Raw genomic sequence first — 18,183 nt, forward strand, 5'->3', positions numbered from 1 at the left:
GGGGCGCTCATCGGCGCCCGCCCCGCTCCCGGTCCGCGGTGCCGACCGGCGACCACCCGGGTCGGACCGGTCGGGCTCCGGCGCCGCCGACGTCCCGGCTCCGATAGACGATGTAGGGGCGGAACAGGTAGTGCAGCGGAGCGGTGAACGCGTGCACGAGGCGCGTGAACGGCCAGATCGCGAAGAGCAGCAGGCCGACCAGCGCGTGGATGTGGAACTGCACCGGCGCGGCCGCCATCGCGTCCACGTCCGGCTGCAGCCGGAACAGCGAGCGGAACCACGGTGAGACCGTCTCGCGGTAGTCGGCCGTGTCGTGGCCCTGGTAGACGGCCACGACGGTGGTCCACAGGCCGAGCACGAGGGCGGCGACCAGGACGACGTACATCACCTTGTCGTTGGTCGTGGTGGCCATGAAGACCGGGCCGGTGGTGCGGCGCCGGTAGATCAGGATGACGATCCCGGCCAGCGTGCAGATGCCCGCGATCGAGCCCCAGAACAGCGCGTTGCCGTGGTAGAACTCGTCGCTCACACCGAACGTCCGCGTCCATGACTCCGGGACGAGCAGGCCGACGACGTGGCCGACCACGACGACCAGCAACCCGAAGTGGAACATCGGCGACCCGATCCGCAGCAGCCGCGACTCGTAGAGCTGCGAGGAGCGGGTGGTCCAGCCGAACTTGTCGTAGCGGTAGCGCCAGATCGTGCCGGACAGCAGGATCACGACGGCAAGATAGGGGAGGACGCCCCACAGGGCGGCGCTCACCGGGTCGCTCCCGGCGCAGCGGCTCCGATCGTCGGCAGACCGAGCAGCACGGGCTCGCCGAGCCCGACGCTCTCGGCCGGCGGCGACGCCACGGACCGCCACAGCGACCGGGCCTCGGCGAGCGTCTGCGGCGAGCGGCCGGGCAGCGTGGCGCAGACGGCCGCCAGCACGTCGGCGTACGCCGAGCCGCGCTCGGCCAGCGAGAGCCGGATCAGCTCCAGACTCGGCCGGTGCTCGGCGAGGAGGTCCGCGCCACCGGCCGGGTCGGCCAGGGCGGCGTACTCCAGGACCATCGGGAGGTGGTCGGGCAGGTCGCCGCCGGTGTCGACGAGCCACCCGCTGGCCCGGTAGCGCTGCTTGATCGCGGCGATGGTCTCGCCGCGGCGCCGGGTGTCGCCATCGGTCCAGTAGGACAGGTAGAGCGTCTGGCGCCGGCTCAGGTCGAAGGTGTCGACGTACGCCGACCGGAGGGCCTCCGGCTCCCCCGAGCCGAGGTGCGCCACGAACCTCGAGAGCAGCGACACCGGCGCCGCCGCCCATCGGTGCGGCCGCTGCTCGTCGAGCGCCTGGCGCAGCAGCGGCAGCCGGCCGAGCAGGTCGTCGTCGGGGTAGCCGAGGCACCAGGCCGCGACCTGGTGGACCACGCGCCAGTCGGACCGGCCGCCGGGGCGTCTCACGGCTGCTCCGGTTCGGCGGCGGGATGCGCTTCGGGCGGCCGTTCGGGGAAGAGGCCGCTGGGCCGGCCGTTGCCGTCCCAGTTGAGCAGGTTGACGCGCCCCCGCAGCGACTCGCTGGAGGCGGGCTGGTCGGCGGTCTGCCGGTCGCGCAGCGCGTGGAAGGTCTCCACCGCGACCGGCACGGGCCGGCCGCTGGCCTCGCCGAGCGGGCCGCTCTCATACATCCCGGGACCCTCGTCGTAGTCCAGGGAGCAGCCGATCTCCTCGAGCCGGTGGGCGTCCTCGACGTGGGCCTTGGGAATGACGTAGCGCTCGTCGTACTTCGCGATCCCCATGAGTCGGTACATGTCGTAGACCGCCTCCTCGGTCATGCCGACCGACGCGGGGATCGAGCCGTCCGGCTCGCGGCCCAGGGTGATGTCACGCATGTAGGCCCGCATCGCGGCGAGCTTCTTGAGGACGCCCTCGACGACCTCGACGTCGCCGGCGGTGAACAGCTCGGCGAGGTACTCGACCGGGATGCGCAGCGCGTCGATGGCGCCGAAGAGGGTGCCGGCGGACTCCGCGTCGTGACCCTGCTCCTTGAGCAGGTCGACGACGGGGGAGAGCGGCGGGACGTACCAGACCATCGGCATGGTGCGGTACTCCGGGTGCAGCGGCAGCGCCACCCGGTAGGTCTTGGCCAGCGCGTAGACCGGCGAGCGGCGGGCGGCGTCCATCCAGTCCTCGGGGATGCCCTCCTCGCGGGCGGCGCGGATCACCTCGGGGTCGTTCGGGTCCAGCATCAGGTCGAGCTGGGCCTGGTAGAGGTCCTTCTCGTCCGGCGTCGAGGCCGCGGCGGTGACCCGGTCGGCGTCGTAGAGGAACAGGCCGAGGTAGCGCAGCCGGCCCACGCAGGTCTCCGAGCACACGGTCGGCAGCCCGACCTCGATGCGCGGGTAGCAGAACGTGCACTTCTCGGCCTTGCCGCTCTTGTGGTTGAAGTAGATCTTCTTGTAGGGGCAGCCGGTGATGCACTGCCGCCAGCCGCGGCAGCGGTCCTGGTCGACGAGCACGATGCCGTCCTCGGCGCGTTTGTAGATCGCGCCCGACGGGCAGGAGGCCATGCAGGACGGGTTCAGGCAGTGCTCGCAGATGCGCGGCAGGTAGAACATGAAGGTCTGCTCGAACTCGAACCTGATCCGGTCCTCGGACTCACGCCGGATCTTCGCCACGATCGGGTCGAGGTGCCCCATCTCGCTGGCGCCGCCGAGGTTGTCGTCCCAGTTGGCCGACCAGGTGACCTTGGTGTCCTCGCCGGTGATCAACGACTTGGGACGGGCGACCGGGAAGTCGTCACCGAGCGGCGCCTCGACGAGCGTGGCGTAGTCGTAGGTCCACGGCTCGTAGTAGTCGGCGAGCTCCGGCTGGACGGGCGACGAGAAGATCGTCAGCAGCTTCTTGAGCCGCCCGCCCGCCTTGAGCCTGAGCCGCCCGTCGGCGCCCACGGTCCAGCCGCCGCGCCACCTCTCCTGGTCCTCGTACTGCCGCGGGTAGCCCTGGCCCGGCCGGGTCTCGACGTTGTTGAACCAGACGTACTCGGTGCCGGCCCGGTTGGTCCACGCCTGCTTGCAGGTGACCGAGCACGTGTGGCAGCCGATGCACTTGTCGAGGTTCATCACCATGCCCATCTGGGCCATGACCTTCATCAGTAGTGCACCTCCTGGCTCCGCTTGCGGACCGTGGCGACCATGTCCCGCTGGTTGCCGGTCGGGCCGAGGTAGTTGAACGTGTAGGACAGCTGGGCGTAGCCGCCGATCAGGTGGGTCGGCTTGACGAGCAGCCGGGTGACCGAGTTGTGGATGCCGCCGCGGCGGCCGGTCGCCTCCGACTTCGGGACGTCGATCGTGCGCTCCTGCGCGTGGTGGACGTAGACCACGCCGTCCGGCATCCGGTGGGAGACGATCGCCCGGGCGACGTAGACGCCGTTGGCGTTGGTGACCTCGACCCAGTCGTTGTCGCTCACGTCGATCGACCCGGCGTCGCCCGGGCTCATCCAGACCGTCGGGCCGCCGCGGGAGAGCGACAGCATGAAGAGGTTGTCCTGGTACTCCGAGTGGATCGACCACTTGTTGTGCGGCGTCAGGTAGCGCACCGTCACCGTCGCGGCACCGTCCGGTCCCAGCCGCGGCTCCCCGAAGAGACGGTGCATGTCGAGCGGCGGGCGGTACGTCGGCATCGCCTCGCCCAGGTCGGTCATCCAGTCGTGGTCGAGGTAGAAGTGCATCCGGCCGGTGAGCGTGTGGAACGGCTTGAGCCGCTCGATGTTGACCGTGAACGGCGCATAGCGGCGCCCGCCCGTCTCGGACCCGGACCACTCCGGCGAGGTGATGACCGGCACGGGAGCCGTCTGGGTCTGCGCGAAGGTGATCCGCTTCTCCTCCGAGCCCTCGGCGAGGTCGGCCAGCCGCTTGCCGACCCGCTGCTCCAGCGTGCGGAAGCCCTGCGTGGCCAGCTCCCCGTTGGTCGTCCCCGAGAACGTGAGGATCGCCTCGGCCAGCTTCGCGTCGGTGTCGATCGCCGGGCGGCCCGCGGCCGGGCCGTGCGACATCACGCCGTTGCTCTGCGCGAGCCGAGCGATCTCGTGCTCGACCCGGTAGGTGACGTTCTTGACCGTGAACCCGAGGCTGTCGGCCAGCGGGCCGACGGAGGCGAGCTTGTCGGCGATCGCGGTGTAGTCGCGCTCGACCACGGCGAACACGGGGGTGTTCCGTCCGGGCACCGCGTCGACGCCGTCCTGCCGCCAGTCACGTGCGACGCCACCGGGTTGGGCGGTCTCGCCGGGGGTGTCGTGCTGGAGCGGGACGCTGACCAGGTCCCTGCGGGTGCCGAGGTGTGTCCGGGCCAGCTCGGAGAGCTTGCGGGCGAGCGCGTGGAACATGTCGAAGTCGCTGCGCGCCTCCCAGGGCGGGTCGATCGCCGGGGAGAAGGCGTGCACGTAGGGGTGCATGTCGGTGGAGGAGAGGTCGTGCTTCTCGTACCACGTCGCCGCGGGAAGGACGACGTCGGAGAGCAGCGTCGTCGACGTCATCCGGAAGTCGGCCGACACGAGCAGGTCGAGCTTGCCCTCGGGCGCCGCGTCGTGCCACTTCACGCCCTCCGGGCGCGGCGCACGCGGGTTCTCGCCACCGAGGCCGTCCTCCCCGAGCACGTTGTGGTGGGTGCCGAGCAGGTGCCGCAGGAAGTACTCGTCGCCCTTGGCCGAGGACCCGAACAGGTTCGACCGCCACAGCATCAAGGTGCGCGGCCAGGCGGTGGGCGCGTCGACGTCCTCGATCGCCGGGGCCAGCCGGCCGTCCTGGAGCGCCCGGGCGACGTACGCAGGGGCGTCGGGCGCTTCGCCGGCCTCGACCGCTGCCGCCGCCTCGTCGGCGACGTCGAGCGGGTTGCGGTCGAACTGCGGGTAGAACGGCATCCAGCCCATCCGCGCCGACGCGGCGATCGCGTCGGCCGTGTGGCCGCGGACGTGGCCGCGGGCCAGCGGCGAGGCCAGCGACTCGGTGCTGTAGCCGTCGTTGCGCCACTGGTCGGTGTGCATGTACCAGAACGACGTGCCGGTCATCGTCCGTGGCGGGCGGCTCCAGTCCAGCCCGTTGGCCAGCGAGATCCAGCCGGTGGTCGGCCGGCACTTCTCCTGCCCGACGTAGTGCGCCCAGCCGCCGCCGTTGCGGCCCATCGAACCGGTCATCATCAGCAGCGCGAGCACGGCGCGATAGGTCGCGTCGCCGTGGAACCACTGGCAGATACCGGCGCCCATGATGATCATCGACCGACCGCCGGACTCCTCGGAGTTCGTGGCGAGCTCGCGCGCCACCCGGATGCACGCCTGCGCCGGCACCGAGGTGATCTGCTCCTGCCACGCCGGGGTGTAGGGCGTGCTCGCGTCGTCGTAACCGGCCGGCCAGTCACCGGGCAGGCTCTGCCCGTCGAACGTCCGGCCGACGCCGTACTGCGCCAGCATCAGGTCGAAGACGGTCGTCACCAGGTGGCCGCCGACCCGTTGCGTCGGCACCCCACGGGTCAGCACGGACCCGCTGCCGTCGGGGTCCACGAACGCCGGGAGCAGGACGGTGACCCCCTCACCGCCGAGCAGGGTCAGCCGCGGCGTCACGCCCTCGAGGTCGAGGTTCCACCTGCCGACGCCGGAATCGGCGTAGCGGAAGCCCATCGACCCGTTGGGGACGACGGCCCGGCCGGTCGCCTCGTCCAGGACGACGGTCTTCCACTGCTCCTCCTCGGCGCCGCCGCCGAGATCGGCCGCAGTGAGGAACTTGCCGGCGACGTAGGCGCCGGGGTGGTCGGGGTGCTCCTCGAGCCGGACCAGGTGGGGCAGGTCGGTGTAGGTGCGCACGTAGTCGGCGAAGAAGGGCACCTGACGATCGACGAGGTACTCGCGCAGGATGACGTGCCCCATCGCCATCGCGAGCGCGGCGTCCGTCCCGGCGGCCGCCGGCAGCCACTCGTCGGCGAACTTGGTGTTGTCGGCGTAGTCGGGGCTGACGGTGACCACCTTCGTGCCGCGGTAGCGCACCTCGGTCATCCAGTGCGCGTCGGGCGTGCGCGTGACGGGGACGTTGGAGCCCCACATGACGAGGTAGCTCGCGTCCCACCAGTCGCCGGACTCGGGGACGTCGGTCTGGTCGCCGAACACCTGCGGCGAGGCGACCGGCAGGTCGGCGTACCAGTCGTAGAACGAGGTCATCACCCCGCCGATGAGCTGGGTGTAGCGGGTGCCGACGCAGTGGGACACGATCGACATGGCCGGGATGGGGGAGAAGCCGATGTTGCGGTCGGGCCCGTGCGCCTTGATGGTGTGCACCTGGGCTGCCGCGACCATCTCGGTGGCCTCGGCCCAGCTGACCCGGACCAGGCCGCCCTTCCCGCGGGCCTGCTGGTAGCGACGGCGGCGCTCGGGGTCGGCCTGGATGTCGGCCCACGCGAGGACGGGGTCGCCGAGTCGCTGCCTCGCCTCCCGGTAGAGCTCGACGAGGACGCCACGGGCGTAGGGGTAGCGGACCCGGGTGGGGGAGTAGGTGTACCAGGAGAAGGCGGCGCCGCGCGGGCACCCGCGCGGCTCGTACTCCGGCCGGTCGGGCCCGACGGACGGATAGTCCGTCGCCTGGGTCTCCCAGGTGATGATGCCGTCCTTGACGTAGACGTTCCACGAGCAGGAGCCGGTGCAGTTGACCCCGTGCGTGGACCGGACCACCTTGTCGTGGCTCCAGCGGTCGCGGTAGAAGACGTCTCCCGCCCGTCCGCCCTTCCGGAAGACCGCGCGTCCGTCGTCGGTCTCGTCCCATCGCGTGAAGAACCGGCCCGCCTTGAGGAGCAGGTCGCTTGCCGTTCCGTCGAGGCCGGGCACGAGTCAACTATCAGCACACGCCGCAGCAGGCTGACAAGGGACGCAACGCCCCTGTCCGGACGGTATCGGCGCAGTGGTCTGATATCGGCATGACCGAACTCGCCGCCGCCGTCACGTGGCTCTGGCTGGGCATGGTCCTGGCGATCTCGTTCCTGGAGGCGCCCTTGAAGTTCCAGGTCGTCGACATCCCCACCGGGCTGGGGATCGGGCGGGTCGTCTTCCGGGCGCTCAACAGCGTCGAGGCGGTCCTCGCCGTCGTGCTCGTCGTCGCGCTCGTCTCGGGCGATCCCGGTCGGACCGCCGGGATCGCCGGGGCGGCGGCGGTCCTCGTGCTGGCGGTCCAGCTGGTCGGCGTACGGCCGTCACTGACGCGACGCTCCGACGCAGTCCTCGCCGCCGGCTCCGCCGAGGATGCCCCGCGGTCCCACGCCCACCTCTGGTACGTCGGCCTCGAGCTCGTCAAGGTCGCCGCCCTCGTGGTGGCGGGCGTCGCGCTCCTGTGAGGAGCCGACTCAGGCGCGCGTGGCGACCGTCAGGAGCACGACCGCGTCGCTGACCGCCTCGAGCGCGTGCCGCTGCGGCGGGATGTGGAGGTAGTCGCCCGCGCCGGCCTCGCAGGAGTCGTCGCCCGCGACCAGCCGGACGGTGCCGGACAGCACCTGGAGGCTCGCGTCGCCCGGAGAGTCGTGCTCGTGCAGCGCCGCGCCGCCGACCAGCGCAATGAGGGTCTGGCGCAGGTCGTGCTCCTGCCCACCGAAGACGGTCACCGCTGCACGGCCGTTCGAGGCCGCGCGGGCAGCCGCGAGCTGCTCCTCGGCGAGGCTGGTCAGGGACCGGATCTCCATGCGTGCACTCCCTCGTCTCGAGCCGTCGGATCCCACGGATCCGCTCCCAGTGCGACGATATCCGGATCCCGTTCGCGGGCGAACGCCGACGGTTCCTAGACTGACCCCGCACGTCACCTGCTGGGAAAGGCACCGATGTCCGGCCCGAACACCGACTACGACCCTGTGGAGGTCACCCCCTTGAAGGCGGAGGAGGTGGAGGCCGCCCGCGACGCCGCGCTCACGGCCATCGCCGGAGCGCAGGACCTCGACGAGCTGAAGGCCGTCCGTCTCGAGCACGCGGGCGACCGTTCGCCGCTCGCGCTGGCCAACCGCGAGATCGGCGCATTGCCGCCGCAGGCGCGCAAGGAGGCCGGCCAGCGCATCGGCCAGGCGCGCGGTGCGGTCAACAAGGCGCTCGCCGAGCGGCAGGCCGTCCTCGAGGCCGAGCACGAGGCGCGGATGCTCGTCGAGGAGGCCGTCGACGTGACCCTGCCGGTGGACCGGAGGCCGGGCGGCGCCCGCCACCCGATCACCACCGGCTCCGAGCTGATCGCCGACATCTTCGTGGGGATGGGCTGGGAGGTGGCCGAGGGCCCGGTCATCGAGGCGGAGTGGCTCAACTTCGACGCCCTCAACCTCGGCCCGGACCACCCGGCGCGCACCATGCAGGACACGTTCTGGACCGAGCCCGCCGAGGACCACCTCGTGCTGCGCACCCACACCAGCCCGGTCCAGGCGCGGACGATGCTCACCCGGACGCCCCCGATCTACGTCGTCTGCCCCGGCCGGGTCTTCCGCACCGACGAGTACGACGCCACGCACAGCCCGATGTTCCACCAGGTCGAGGGTCTCGCCATCGACGAGGGCATCACGATGGGCCACCTCAAGGGCACCCTCGACCACTTCGCGAGCGCGATGTTCGGCGAGGGCATCACGACGCGGTTCCGGCCGTCGTACTTCCCCTTCACCGAGCCCTCCGCCGAGGTCGACCTGGTCTGCTTCGTCTGCCGCGGCGTGGACTCCGAGGAGTGCCGCACCTGCCGTGGTGAGGGCTGGATCGAGTGGGGTGGCTGCGGCATCGTCAACCCGCGGGTGCTGCGCGCCTGCGGAGTGGACAGCGAGCGCTACAGCGGCTTCGCCTTCGGCATGGGCATCGACCGGACCCTGATGTTCCGGCACGGCCTCGAGGACCTGCGGACGCTCTTCGAGGGCGACGTCCGCTTCACCACGGCATTCGGAAGCGAGCTCTAGATGAAGGCCCCCGTCTCCTGGATCAAGGAGTACGTCGATCTGCCGGCCGACGTCACCACCGAGGCGCTCACCGACCGGCTCACCATGCTCGGCCTCAAGCTCGAGGCGATCGAGACGGCCGGTGCGGGCATCGAGGGCCCGCTCGTCGTCGGCCGGGTGCTCAGCAAGGAGCCCGAGCCGCAGAAGAACGGCAAGACGATCAACTGGTGCTCGGTCGACGTCGGCGACGCCAACGGCACCGGCGAGCCGCAGGGCATCGTCTGCGGGGCGCACAACTTCGCCCCCGGCGACAAGGTCGTCGTGATCCTGCCCGGAGGCGTGCTGCCCGGGAACTTCGAGATCTCCGCCCGAAAGACCTACGGCCACCTCTCCGCCGGCATGATCTGCTCCGCCCGCGAGCTCGGCCTCGGCGAGGACCACGACGGCATCATCGTGCTGCCCGCCGACGCCCCCGAGCCGGGCACCGACGCCCGCGGCGTGCTCGGCTTCGGCGAGGAGATCATCGAGTTCGAGATCAACCCGGACCGCGCCTACGCGCTCAGCCTGCGCGGTGTGGCCCGCGAGGCGGCGCTCGCCTTCTTCGATGGGCACCGCGGCGCGCCCTTCCGCGACCCCGCGCAGCTGGACTACCCGCAGGCCGACGGCGCCGGCCACCCGGTCGTGCTGCAGGACGCCGACGGCTGCCCCTACTTCGTGGCCCGGACGGTGACCGGCTTCTACCCGTCCGCGCCGACGCCGGCCTTCATCAAGGAGCGTCTCGAGGCGGTCGGCGTCCGGTCGATCTCGCTCGCTGTCGACGTCACGAACTACGTGATGTTCGAGCTCGGCCAGCCGATCCACGCCTACGACCGGGCCAAGCTGCAGGGCCCGATCGTGGTCCGCCGCGCCCAGGAGGGGGAGAAGCTCACCACCCTCGACGACGTCGTCCGCGAGCTCTCGCCCGAGGACCTGCTCATCACCGACGACTCGGGCCCGATCGGCCTGGCCGGCGTGATGGGCGGCGCCTCCACCGAGATCTCGGCCGCGACGACCGACATCGTCGTCGAGGCCGCGCACTTCGAGCCGACGTCGGTCTTCCGCACCCAGCGGCGGCACAAGCTGCCGTCGGAGGCCTCCAAGCGGTTCGAGCGAGGCGTCGACCCGCTGCTCCCGCCGGTCGCCGCCCAGCGCGTCGTCGAGCTGCTCGTCGAGCACGGCGGCGGAACCGCGGACACGGGGGTGACCGTCGCCGGCGCGCCGCCCCGGCCCGGCGAGATCACGATGCCGGTCGATCTGCCGGCCCGGATCTCCGGGATCGACATCGACGACGCCACCACGGTCGCCGACCTCGAGGCGATCGGATGCCGGGTCACCGTCACGGGCGGCACGCTCACGGCCCAGGTGCCGACGTACCGCCCGGACCTCACCGACCCCTACGACCTCGTCGAGGAGGTCGTCCGGATCGTCGGCTACGACAAGGTCCCGTCCATCCTGCCCCGACGCGCGACCGGCCGCGGCCTCACCCGCGAGCAGCGGCTGCGCCGCCGGGTCGGGCGCGTGCTCGCCGGTGCCGGCGCCATCGAGGTGGTGAGCTTCCCGTTCGTCAGCGACGCGTCGTTCGACCAGCTCGGGTTGCCCGCCGACGACCCACGCCGCAACACCGTCGGCCTGGCCAACCCGCTCTCCGCGGAGGCGCCCGCCTACACCACCACCGTGCTCCCGGGCCTGCTCGAGGCCGCCGGGCGCAACCTGGGCCGCGGAGCCCCCGGGGTGGCGCTCTTCGAGACCCAGATCGTCGCGATGCCGGCCGGCAACGGTCCTGCGCCGATCTACGGCGTCGACCGCCGTCCGACCGGCGAGGAGCTCGACGCGCTCGAGCATGCCATCCCCACGCAGTGGGCCGAGCTGGGCGTCGTCCTGGCCGGCGAGCAGGAGCGCGGCGGCTGGTGGGGCGAGGCGCGTACGACCGGGTGGGACGACGCGATCGCCGCGGTCCGCCGCCTCGCCGACGACCTCGCCGTCGAGGTCACCGTCGAGTCCGCGGCCGTCATGCCGTGGCACCCGGGTCGCTGCGCCCGGATCGTCTCGGGCGACCTGACCCTCGGGTTCGCCGGCGAGCTGCACCCGACCGTGTGCCGCGCCTTCGGGCTGCCCGAGCGCAGCGCGGCCGCGGTCGTCGACCTCGACACGCTGATGCGGATCGCGCCCGACGCGGTCCCGGGGCCGGAGTTCTCCACCTACCCCGTGGCCAAGGAGGACGTCGCGCTCGTCGTCGACGAGTCGGTGACCGCGGGAGCCGTCGAGTCGGCGCTGCGTGAGGGCGCCGGCCCGCTGCTGGAGTCGGTCCGGCTCTTCGACGTCTACGCGGGCGCGCAGATCGGCGAGGGTCGCAAGTCCCTCGCCTTCGCGCTGCGGTTCCGCGCCCCCGACCGCACGCTCGCCGAGGGCGAGGCGGGCGCGGCCCGCGACGCCGCGGTCGCCCGGGCGGCCGAGCTCACCGGCGCCGTACAGCGAGCCTGACGCGACCACCCGCCCTGGCTGGCATGATCGCTGCGTGATCCGGCTCAGCGTCCTCGACGACGTCGCCTGGGAGGGCAGACCCGTCCCGGGCGAGCGGACGCATGCGCTGCTGCGGGCGCTGGTGGGCGCTGGCGCCCGGGGCCTCGGCGAGCAGGCGCTCGTCGAGGAGGTATGGGCCGACGACCCGCCCGCCAACCCCGCCAAGGCGCTCCAGGTCGTGGTCTCCCGCGCGCGCTCGGCGACGGCGCCCGGCGCCATCGAGCGCACGGCCTACGGCTACCGCCTGGCGCTCCCGCCGACCGACGTCGACGCGTGGGCGCTGCGCCCCGAGGGCCTGCGCCTGGCCGCGGAGGGGAAGTACGCCGACGCGCTGCCGCTGCTCGAGCGGGCCGAGGAGTCCGGCCAGTCCGACGACGAGGTCATCGCGGCCCTGCTCCGCGCGGTGGCCGACGTGCACGGCGTGCCGGCCGCGCTGGAGCGCTACGAGACCTACCGCGAGCGGCTCGCCGACCGGCTCGGCGTCGACCCGAGCCCGGCCCTGCAGGCCCTGCACAGCGAGCTCCTCGCCCGCGACCGCCCCGTCCGCAGCGGTCTCCGCTTCGACGCCGACGCACTGATCGGCCGGGAGGCCGACATCGCCGCGGCCACCGCGATGGTGCGCACCGCCCGGGTCGTCTCGATCGTCGGCGCCGGAGGCCTCGGCAAGACCCGCCTCGCCCACGTGGTCGGCCGCCAGGCCGAGCAGCCGGTGGTCCACTTCGTCGAGCTGGCCGGCGTCACCTCCCCGGACGGCGTCCCGCTGGAGGTCGCCGACGCCCTCGGCGTACGCGAGACGGTGGTCACCCGCGGCCGGCCCCGCCGGGAGGATGTCGTCGGCCGCATCGTCGACGCCGTCGGTACGACGCCCTCGCTGCTCATCCTCGACAACTGCGAGCACGTCGTGGGTGCCGTGGCCGAGCTCGTCTCCGTGCTGGTCGCCCGCACCCCGGCGCTCACCGTCCTCACCACGTCGCGGGCTCCGCTCGGCCTGGCCGCCGAGCGGATCTACCTGCTGCCCGAGCTCAGCACCGAGGACGGTGTCGCCCTGTTCGTCGAGCGCGCGACGGCCGCGCGCCCGGGCGTCCAGCTCGACCCGGAGGCGGTGCGCAGCCTGGTGACCCGGCTCGACGGGCTGCCGCTCGCCGTCGAGCTGGCCGCCGCCAAGATGCGGGTGATGAGCGTCGCCGAGATCGAGCGGCGGCTCGACAACCGCTTTGCCCTGCTGCGCGGCGGCAGCCGCGACGCCCCGGAGCGGCACCAGACGCTGATCGCGGTCATCGACTGGTCGTGGAACCTGCTCACCGAGGAGCAGCGGGTCGCGCTGCGCCGGCTCAGCGTCTTCCGCGACGGGTTCTCCCTCGACGGTGCCACCGCTGTCGTCGGCCCCGACGCGCTCGACCTCGTCACCGCGCTCGCCGACCAGTCCCTGGTGACGGTGCAGGAGGGCGAGCGGGTCAGGTTCCGGCTGCTCGAGACCGTCCGCGAGTTCGGGCGGATGCAGCTCGTCGACGCCGGTGACGACGCCGAGGCGTCCGAGCGGCTCCGTGAGTGGGCGGTCGAGCTGGCCGACGCCGCCGGCCGGCGCCTCTTCAGTCGCGATCAGGTCGCGACGATGGCCGAGGTCCGCGTGGAGGAGGGCAACCTCCTGGGCGTCGTGCGTGCCGCCCTCGCCGCCGGCGACGTGGCCACCGTGATCCGCATCTTCACCAGCCTCGGTGGCTTCTGGACCATCGAGGGCAGCCACCTCAAGGTGGTCAGCCTCGCCCAGCAGGTCGAGGACCTGGTCCTCCCTGCGCCGCTCGTGCCCGGCCTGGAGGACGCCCTCCGGACGGTGCTGGTCTTCATCATCACCAACCGGATGATCTTCTCCCGGCAGAGCACCGCCGAGGTCGCCGCGCGGCTCCGGGAGATCGGCCCCGGCGACACCGACCCCATCACCCACGCCAACGTGCGCGTCGTGCTCGCACTGATCGGCTCCGAGGCCAGCGGCCAGGTGGAGGAGCTGCTCCAGCTCACCCACGACCCCGACCCCGTCGTCTCCCGGGTCGCTCTGATGTGGTCCGCCGCCGCGCTGGAGAACAACGGTGACCTCGCGGGATCGCGCTCCAGCGCCCGCCGCGCGCTGGCGTTGGCCGACCCGGACGAGGGGCCGTGGACCGGTGCCCTGCTCACCGCCCAGCTCGCCAGCCTCGCGCTGCAGGCGGGCGACACCACCGAGGCCAAGGAGTACGCCGCCAGGGCGCTGCCGCTGCTCGAGGAGATCGGCGCCTGGGACGACCTCGCCCAGACCCGGTCGATGCTCGCGCTGGCCGCGATCCGGCTCGGTGAGCTCGACGAGGCCGAGCGGATCCTGACCGCGGTCGACGACGACGAGGCGAGCAAGTCGATCTTCGGCGGTGCCGTCAGCCAGCTCGCCGGCCACGCCGAGCTGCGGCTGGCCCGCGGCCACACGGCGGCGGGGCTGGCCGCCTATCGCGAGGCGGTCGCCCTGCTGCGCGACCGCGGCATCCCCGGCCAGGACATGCCCATCGACTACGCACCCTGGGTGATCTTCCCCGAGTCCGCCTCGATCGCAGCCCACTGCCGGGTCGGCCGGGCGGACGACGTACGCGCCGAGCGGGAGTCGATGCGCGAGACGCTCGTCAGCCTCCTCGGCGACGACAGGGACTTCCTCGACTACCCGATCGCCGGCTGCGGGATGTTCGCCCTCGCCGTCTGGGAGCTCACGACCGGCGGGTCGCGGGAGGCCGCGCGGCGCCTGCTGGGCTACGCCGTCGCGTTCTCCTTCAACCGGATGCTGCCCAGCCTCGACCTCGAGTGGGCCGAGGACCTGCTGGGGGAGAAGACCGACGAGCCCCGCCCCGCACCTGACGTGCGGGGCGAGGCCCGGGAGCTGCTGCTCACGCTGTGAGCGGCGGCTCGCTCACATCTTGCGGCTGTAGCTGCGCACCGCCAGGGGCGCGAAGATCGCGACCACGATCGCGCAGGCCACCAGCGCCCAACCGACCTGGCCGGTGACGTCGCCGTCGTTCATCAGGTCGCGGACCGCGGTGACGACGTGGGAGACCGGGTTGATGTTGACGAACGCCTGCAGCCAGTCGGGCATCGTGCCGGCCGGCACGTAGGCGTTGGACAAGAAGGTCAGCGGGAACATGATCATCATCCCGATGCCCTGGACGGCCTGGGCGGACCGGGCCACAGTGCCGAGCCACGCGAAGATCCAGGCCAGCGACCAGCCGGCGACGATCGTCAGCAGCCAGCCGGCGAGCACACCGAAGAAGCCGCCGCCCGGGCTGTAGCCCATGGCCAGGCCCACCGCGATCGTGATCGTGGCGGCGATGCCGTAGCGGAGGAGGTCGGCCATCATCGGCCCGGCCAGGGGCGCGATCCGGGCGATCGGCAGCGACTTGAACCGGTCGAAGACGCCCTTGTCCATGTCCTCGCGCATCTGCGTGCCGGTCGCCATGCAGGCGGTCAGTGCGGTCTGGGCGAGGATGCCGGGGATCATCAAGGGCAGGTAGTCCGCCACCGAGCCGGAGACCGCCCCGCCGAAGACGTAGGCGAACATGGCGGTGAACAGGATCGGCTGGAGCGTGACGTCGAAGAACTGCTCCGGGTTGCGGCGCATCTTCTTCAGCGCGCGCCACGCCATCGCGAACGTCTGGGTGACGGTCTCCTGGAGGCTCGGCCGCACGCTGAGCGGACGGCTCTCGACCGTCCGGGTCGCGGCGTCGGGGAGAAGCGTCTGGGTGGTCATCAGGCCACCTCCTGCTCTGCGTCGGTGGAGTCCTCGGACTCGCTGTGGTGGCCGGTGAGCACGAGGAAGACCTCGTCCAGGGTGGGCTGCCGCACGGTGGCGGTGGCGATGGAGAGCGAGGCCTCGCGCAGGGCGATGAGGACGTCGGCCGCTCGGTTGGGGTCGGGCAGGGCGATGTTGAGCCCGCCCGCCTCGGGAGTGAGCAACGGCGTCTCGCCGAGCACCCGCTCGACGATCGTCGCCGCCGACGCGGTGAGGTCGCGCTCCTCCAGCCTGACGTGGAGGGTCGACTTGCCGACCGACGACTTCAGCTGGTCCGACGTACCCTCGGCGACCTTCCGGCCGCGGTCGATGACGGCGATCCGGTCGGCGAGCTGGTCGGCCTCGTCGAGGTACTGCGTGGTCAGCAGGATCGTCGACCCATTCGCGACGAGCTCACGGATCGTGTCCCACATCTGCCCGCGGGTGCGCGGGTCGAGCCCGGTGGTCGGCTCGTCGAGGAAGATCAGCGGCGGCTGCGCGATCAGCGAGGCGGCCAGGTCGAGGCGGCGCCGCATGCCACCGGAGAAGTTCTTGATCTGGCGGGTCGCGGCCTCCTCGAGGCCGAACCGCTCCAGCAGGTCGACGGCTGTCGCGCGGGCCCGGGGCTTGCCCAGGCCCAGCAGCCGGCCGAAGAGGTAGAGGTTCTCGGTGGCGGTGAGGTTCTCGTCGACGGAGGCGTACTGCCCGGTGACACCGACGAGCTGGCGGATCTGGTGCGGCGACGAGGCGACGTCGACGCCGAAGATGCTGGCCCGGCCGCCGTCGAGGGGCAGCAGGGTGGCGAGCATCGAGAGGGTGGTGGTCTTGCCGGCGCCGTTCGGACCGAGCACGCCGAAGACCTCGCCCCGGCGAACCTCCAGGTCGATCCCGTCGACGGCATTGAAGTCGCCGAACCTCTTGACGAGGCCCTCGGCGCTGACCGCGAGTGTCGTGGATTCGTTCATGGGCACAGCCTGCGGCCGGCCGGTTTCAGGACGCTTTCAGTGCCCGAGGGCACCGGTTTCACGAGTCTCCGACGGCCGGCACGGGTCGTCCTCCGCATGCGGCAGGACCGCTCAGGCCACCGGCGGGTCCATGAACGCACCGGCGGAGTCATGGTGAGCACGAACCGAAGCGGGATCGAGGACTACGCCCTGATCGGCGATCTGCACACCGCCGCAATGGTCTCGCGGACGGGCAGCATCGACTGGCTGTGCCTGCCGAGGTTCGACTCACCGGCCTGCTTCGCGGCCCTCGTCGGCGACAGGAGTGCGGGTCAGTGGACGCTGGCGCCGACCGCGGGCGGAATCGTCACCCACCGCGAGTACGTCGACGACACGCTCGTCCTGCGCAGCCGCTGGGAGGTCGAGGGCGGAGCGGTCGACGTGCTCGACCTGATGCCGCCACGCGGCGACGACGCCGACGTCGTCCGGATCGTCCGGGGTGTCCGGGGCAGGGTCGACATGCGCAGCGAGCTGGTGCCGAGGTTCGACTACGGCAGCGTCGTCCCCTGGGTGGTCAGGCGGGGCGGCGAGGTACGCGCGGTGGCGGGGCCCGACACGCTCCTGCTCCGCAGCGACGTGCCGGTGCAGGTCGACGACGCCGTCATCGCCGCGGACTTCGCCGTGGCCGAGGGCGACGAGGTCGCCTTCGTGCTCACCCACCGCCCCGCGCACAACCCCACGAGCACCGGGAGGGAGGCGGCCCGTGCGCTCGAGGAGACCACGACCTTCTGGACCGAGTGGATCGGCCGGTGCCGCTACGAAGGCCGCTGGCAGCACGAGGTGCGTCGGTCGCTGATGACGCTGAAGGCGCTGACCTACGCGCCGACCGGCGGGATCGTCGCGGCCGCGACGACCTCGCTGCCAGAGCAGCTCGGCGGCGTACGCAACTGGGACTACCGCTACTGCTGGCTGCGCGACGCGACCTTCACGCTGCAGGCCCTGCTCGGGACCGGCTACGTGGCCGAGGCGAAGGCGTGGCGCGAGTGGCTGGTGCGCGCGGTCGCCGGCGACCCCGCCAAGCTGCAGATCATGTATGCCGTCGACGGCCGTCGGCGGTTGCCCGAGCTCGAGCTCGACTGGCTGTCCGGGTACGCCGACTCCCGACCGGTCCGCCAGGGCAACGCCGCCGCCGGGCAGCTCCAGCTGGACGTGTGGGGCGAGGTGCTCGACGGGCTTCACCTGGCGCGGGAGAGCGGACTGCAGGCCGACGACGCGGCCTGGGACCTGCAGCTGGCGCTGCTGGACTGGCTCGAGGGCCACTGGGACGAGCCGGACAACGGTCTCTGGGAGGTCCGCGGCCCCCGCCGGCACTTCGTGCACTCCAAGGTGCTGGCGTGGGCCGGCCTGGACCGCGCACTCCGCGGGGTCGAGAACCACGGGCTCGACGGCCCGGTGGACCGTTGGCGCGAGCTGCGCGACCGGATCCACGCCGACGTCTGCGACAAGGGGTTCGACGCCGAGCGCGGCACGTTCACCCAGTTCTACGGCTCCCGCGGGCTGGACGCCTCGCTGCTCCTCCTGCCACGGGTGGGGTTCCTGCCCTGGGACGACGACCGCGTCCGCGGGACCGTGGACGCGGTCCAGCGCGAGCTGTCCCATGACGGCTTCCTGCGCCGCTACGACCCCGAGGCCGACGGCGGAGCCGACGGTCTGCCGGGCGGCGAGGGTGTCTTCCTCGCGTGCAGCTTCTGGCTCGTCGACGCCCTCGCCGGGATCGGCCGGACCAACGAGGCGGAGCAGCTCTTCGAGCGTCTGCTCGGTCTGCGCAACGACGTCGGGCTGCTCAGCGAGGAGTACGATCCGGCCAACCACTACCACCTGGGGAACATCCCGCAGTCGTTCAGCCACGTGGGGCTGGTCAACTCCGCCCGGCAGCTCAGCGGCGCGTCGACCCGCACGTCCTCGAGCAGGGAGCACCAGGGACTGCATGGCGACTGACCGATG

12 protein-coding genes are annotated in these 18,183 nt (G+C 72.1%); 5 read left to right on the top strand and 7 right to left on the bottom strand.

What is annotated here, in order from left to right:
- Nucleotides 1–7: 7 nt before the first annotated feature.
- The 4 genes from narI to BM236_RS14930 are packed head-to-tail and all read right to left on the bottom strand — an operon-like array spanning nucleotide 8 to nucleotide 6,841.
- Nucleotides 8–763, bottom strand: coding sequence for a respiratory nitrate reductase subunit gamma (narI, locus tag BM236_RS14915; RefSeq protein WP_091125340.1), 756 nt, complete (start codon nucleotides 761–763; stop codon nucleotides 8–10).
- On the bottom strand, nucleotides 760–1,440 hold the full coding sequence (gene narJ, locus BM236_RS14920; RefSeq protein ID WP_217645358.1) for a nitrate reductase molybdenum cofactor assembly chaperone: 681 nt from the start codon (nucleotides 1,438–1,440) through the stop codon (nucleotides 760–762). Before narJ ends, narI begins: the two co-directional genes overlap by 4 nt.
- Nucleotides 1,437–3,128 carry a nitrate reductase subunit beta gene (narH, locus tag BM236_RS14925; RefSeq protein ID WP_091125343.1) on the bottom strand — a complete coding sequence of 564 codons (1,692 nt, stop codon included), beginning with the start codon at nucleotides 3,126–3,128 and terminating at the stop codon, nucleotides 1,437–1,439. Before narH ends, narJ begins: the two co-directional genes overlap by 4 nt.
- A complete protein-coding gene (locus BM236_RS14930) occupies nucleotides 3,128–6,841 on the bottom strand; it encodes a nitrate reductase subunit alpha (RefSeq protein WP_091125344.1) in 3,714 nt (1,237 codons plus the stop codon). The genes narH and BM236_RS14930 overlap by 1 nt, the downstream gene beginning before the upstream one ends.
- A gap of 89 nt (nucleotides 6,842–6,930) precedes the next feature.
- Between BM236_RS14930 and BM236_RS14935 the strand changes: the two genes are divergently transcribed.
- A complete protein-coding gene (locus tag BM236_RS14935) occupies nucleotides 6,931–7,344 on the top strand; it encodes a hypothetical protein (RefSeq protein WP_091125347.1) in 414 nt (137 codons plus the stop codon).
- A gap of 9 nt (nucleotides 7,345–7,353) precedes the next feature.
- Here the strand turns inward: BM236_RS14935 and BM236_RS14940 are convergent, their stop codons facing one another.
- Nucleotides 7,354–7,686 (bottom strand): cupin domain-containing protein, encoded by a 333-nt coding sequence (locus tag BM236_RS14940; protein ID WP_091125348.1) that lies wholly within the window; start codon nucleotides 7,684–7,686, stop codon nucleotides 7,354–7,356.
- A 135-nt stretch (nucleotides 7,687–7,821) separates the two neighbouring features.
- On the opposite strand from BM236_RS14940, the gene pheS reads away from it, so the two are divergent.
- Genes pheS through BM236_RS14955 form a run of 3 tightly spaced genes read left to right on the top strand, consistent with a single transcriptional unit; the run spans nucleotide 7,822 to nucleotide 14,368 of the window.
- Nucleotides 7,822–8,919: a phenylalanine--tRNA ligase subunit alpha gene (gene pheS, locus BM236_RS14945; protein WP_091125351.1), complete on the top strand. Its 1,098-nt coding sequence runs from the start codon at nucleotides 7,822–7,824 to the stop codon at nucleotides 8,917–8,919.
- A complete protein-coding gene (gene pheT, locus BM236_RS14950; protein WP_091125353.1) occupies nucleotides 8,920–11,418 on the top strand; it encodes a phenylalanine--tRNA ligase subunit beta in 2,499 nt (832 codons plus the stop codon).
- Nucleotides 11,419–11,452: 34 nt separating this feature from the next.
- Nucleotides 11,453–14,368: an ATP-binding protein gene (locus BM236_RS14955; protein WP_091125355.1), complete on the top strand. Its 2,916-nt coding sequence runs from the start codon at nucleotides 11,453–11,455 to the stop codon at nucleotides 14,366–14,368.
- A gap of 12 nt (nucleotides 14,369–14,380) precedes the next feature.
- Here the strand turns inward: BM236_RS14955 and BM236_RS14960 are convergent, their stop codons facing one another.
- On the bottom strand, nucleotides 14,381–15,214 hold the full coding sequence (locus BM236_RS14960) for an ABC transporter permease (RefSeq protein WP_091125357.1): 834 nt from the start codon (nucleotides 15,212–15,214) through the stop codon (nucleotides 14,381–14,383).
- Nucleotides 15,214–16,200: an ATP-binding cassette domain-containing protein gene (locus BM236_RS14965; RefSeq protein ID WP_091125359.1), complete on the bottom strand. Its 987-nt coding sequence runs from the start codon at nucleotides 16,198–16,200 to the stop codon at nucleotides 15,214–15,216. Before BM236_RS14965 ends, BM236_RS14960 begins: the two co-directional genes overlap by 1 nt.
- Nucleotides 16,201–16,353: 153 nt before the next feature.
- Here BM236_RS14965 and BM236_RS14970 point away from each other — a divergent pair, with 153 nt between their 5' ends.
- Nucleotides 16,354–18,177 (top strand): glycoside hydrolase family 15 protein, encoded by a 1,824-nt coding sequence (locus BM236_RS14970; RefSeq protein ID WP_245750353.1) that lies wholly within the window; start codon nucleotides 16,354–16,356, stop codon nucleotides 18,175–18,177.
- Nucleotides 18,178–18,183 lie beyond the last annotated feature (6 nt).

Source organism: Nocardioides terrae, from assembly GCF_900112345.1.
GTDB lineage: Bacteria > Actinomycetota > Actinomycetes > Propionibacteriales > Nocardioidaceae > Nocardioides > Nocardioides terrae.

Excerpts from the sequence above, each read along its gene's own strand:
- narH (WP_091125343.1), bottom strand. The coding sequence starts at position 3,128 with ATGAAGGTCATGGCCCAGATGGGCATGGTGATGAACCTCGACAAGTGC.
- BM236_RS14935 (WP_091125347.1), top strand. The coding sequence starts at position 6,931 with ATGACCGAACTCGCCGCCGCCGTCACGTGGCTCTGGCTGGGCATGGTC.
- BM236_RS14940 (WP_091125348.1), bottom strand. The coding sequence starts at position 7,686 with ATGGAGATCCGGTCCCTGACCAGCCTCGCCGAGGAGCAGCTCGCGGCT.
- pheS (WP_091125351.1), top strand. The coding sequence starts at position 7,822 with ATGTCCGGCCCGAACACCGACTACGACCCTGTGGAGGTCACCCCCTTG.
- pheT (WP_091125353.1), top strand. The coding sequence starts at position 8,920 with ATGAAGGCCCCCGTCTCCTGGATCAAGGAGTACGTCGATCTGCCGGCC.
- BM236_RS14960 (WP_091125357.1), bottom strand. The coding sequence starts at position 15,214 with ATGACCACCCAGACGCTTCTCCCCGACGCCGCGACCCGGACGGTCGAG.
- BM236_RS14965 (WP_091125359.1), bottom strand. The coding sequence starts at position 16,200 with ATGAACGAATCCACGACACTCGCGGTCAGCGCCGAGGGCCTCGTCAAG.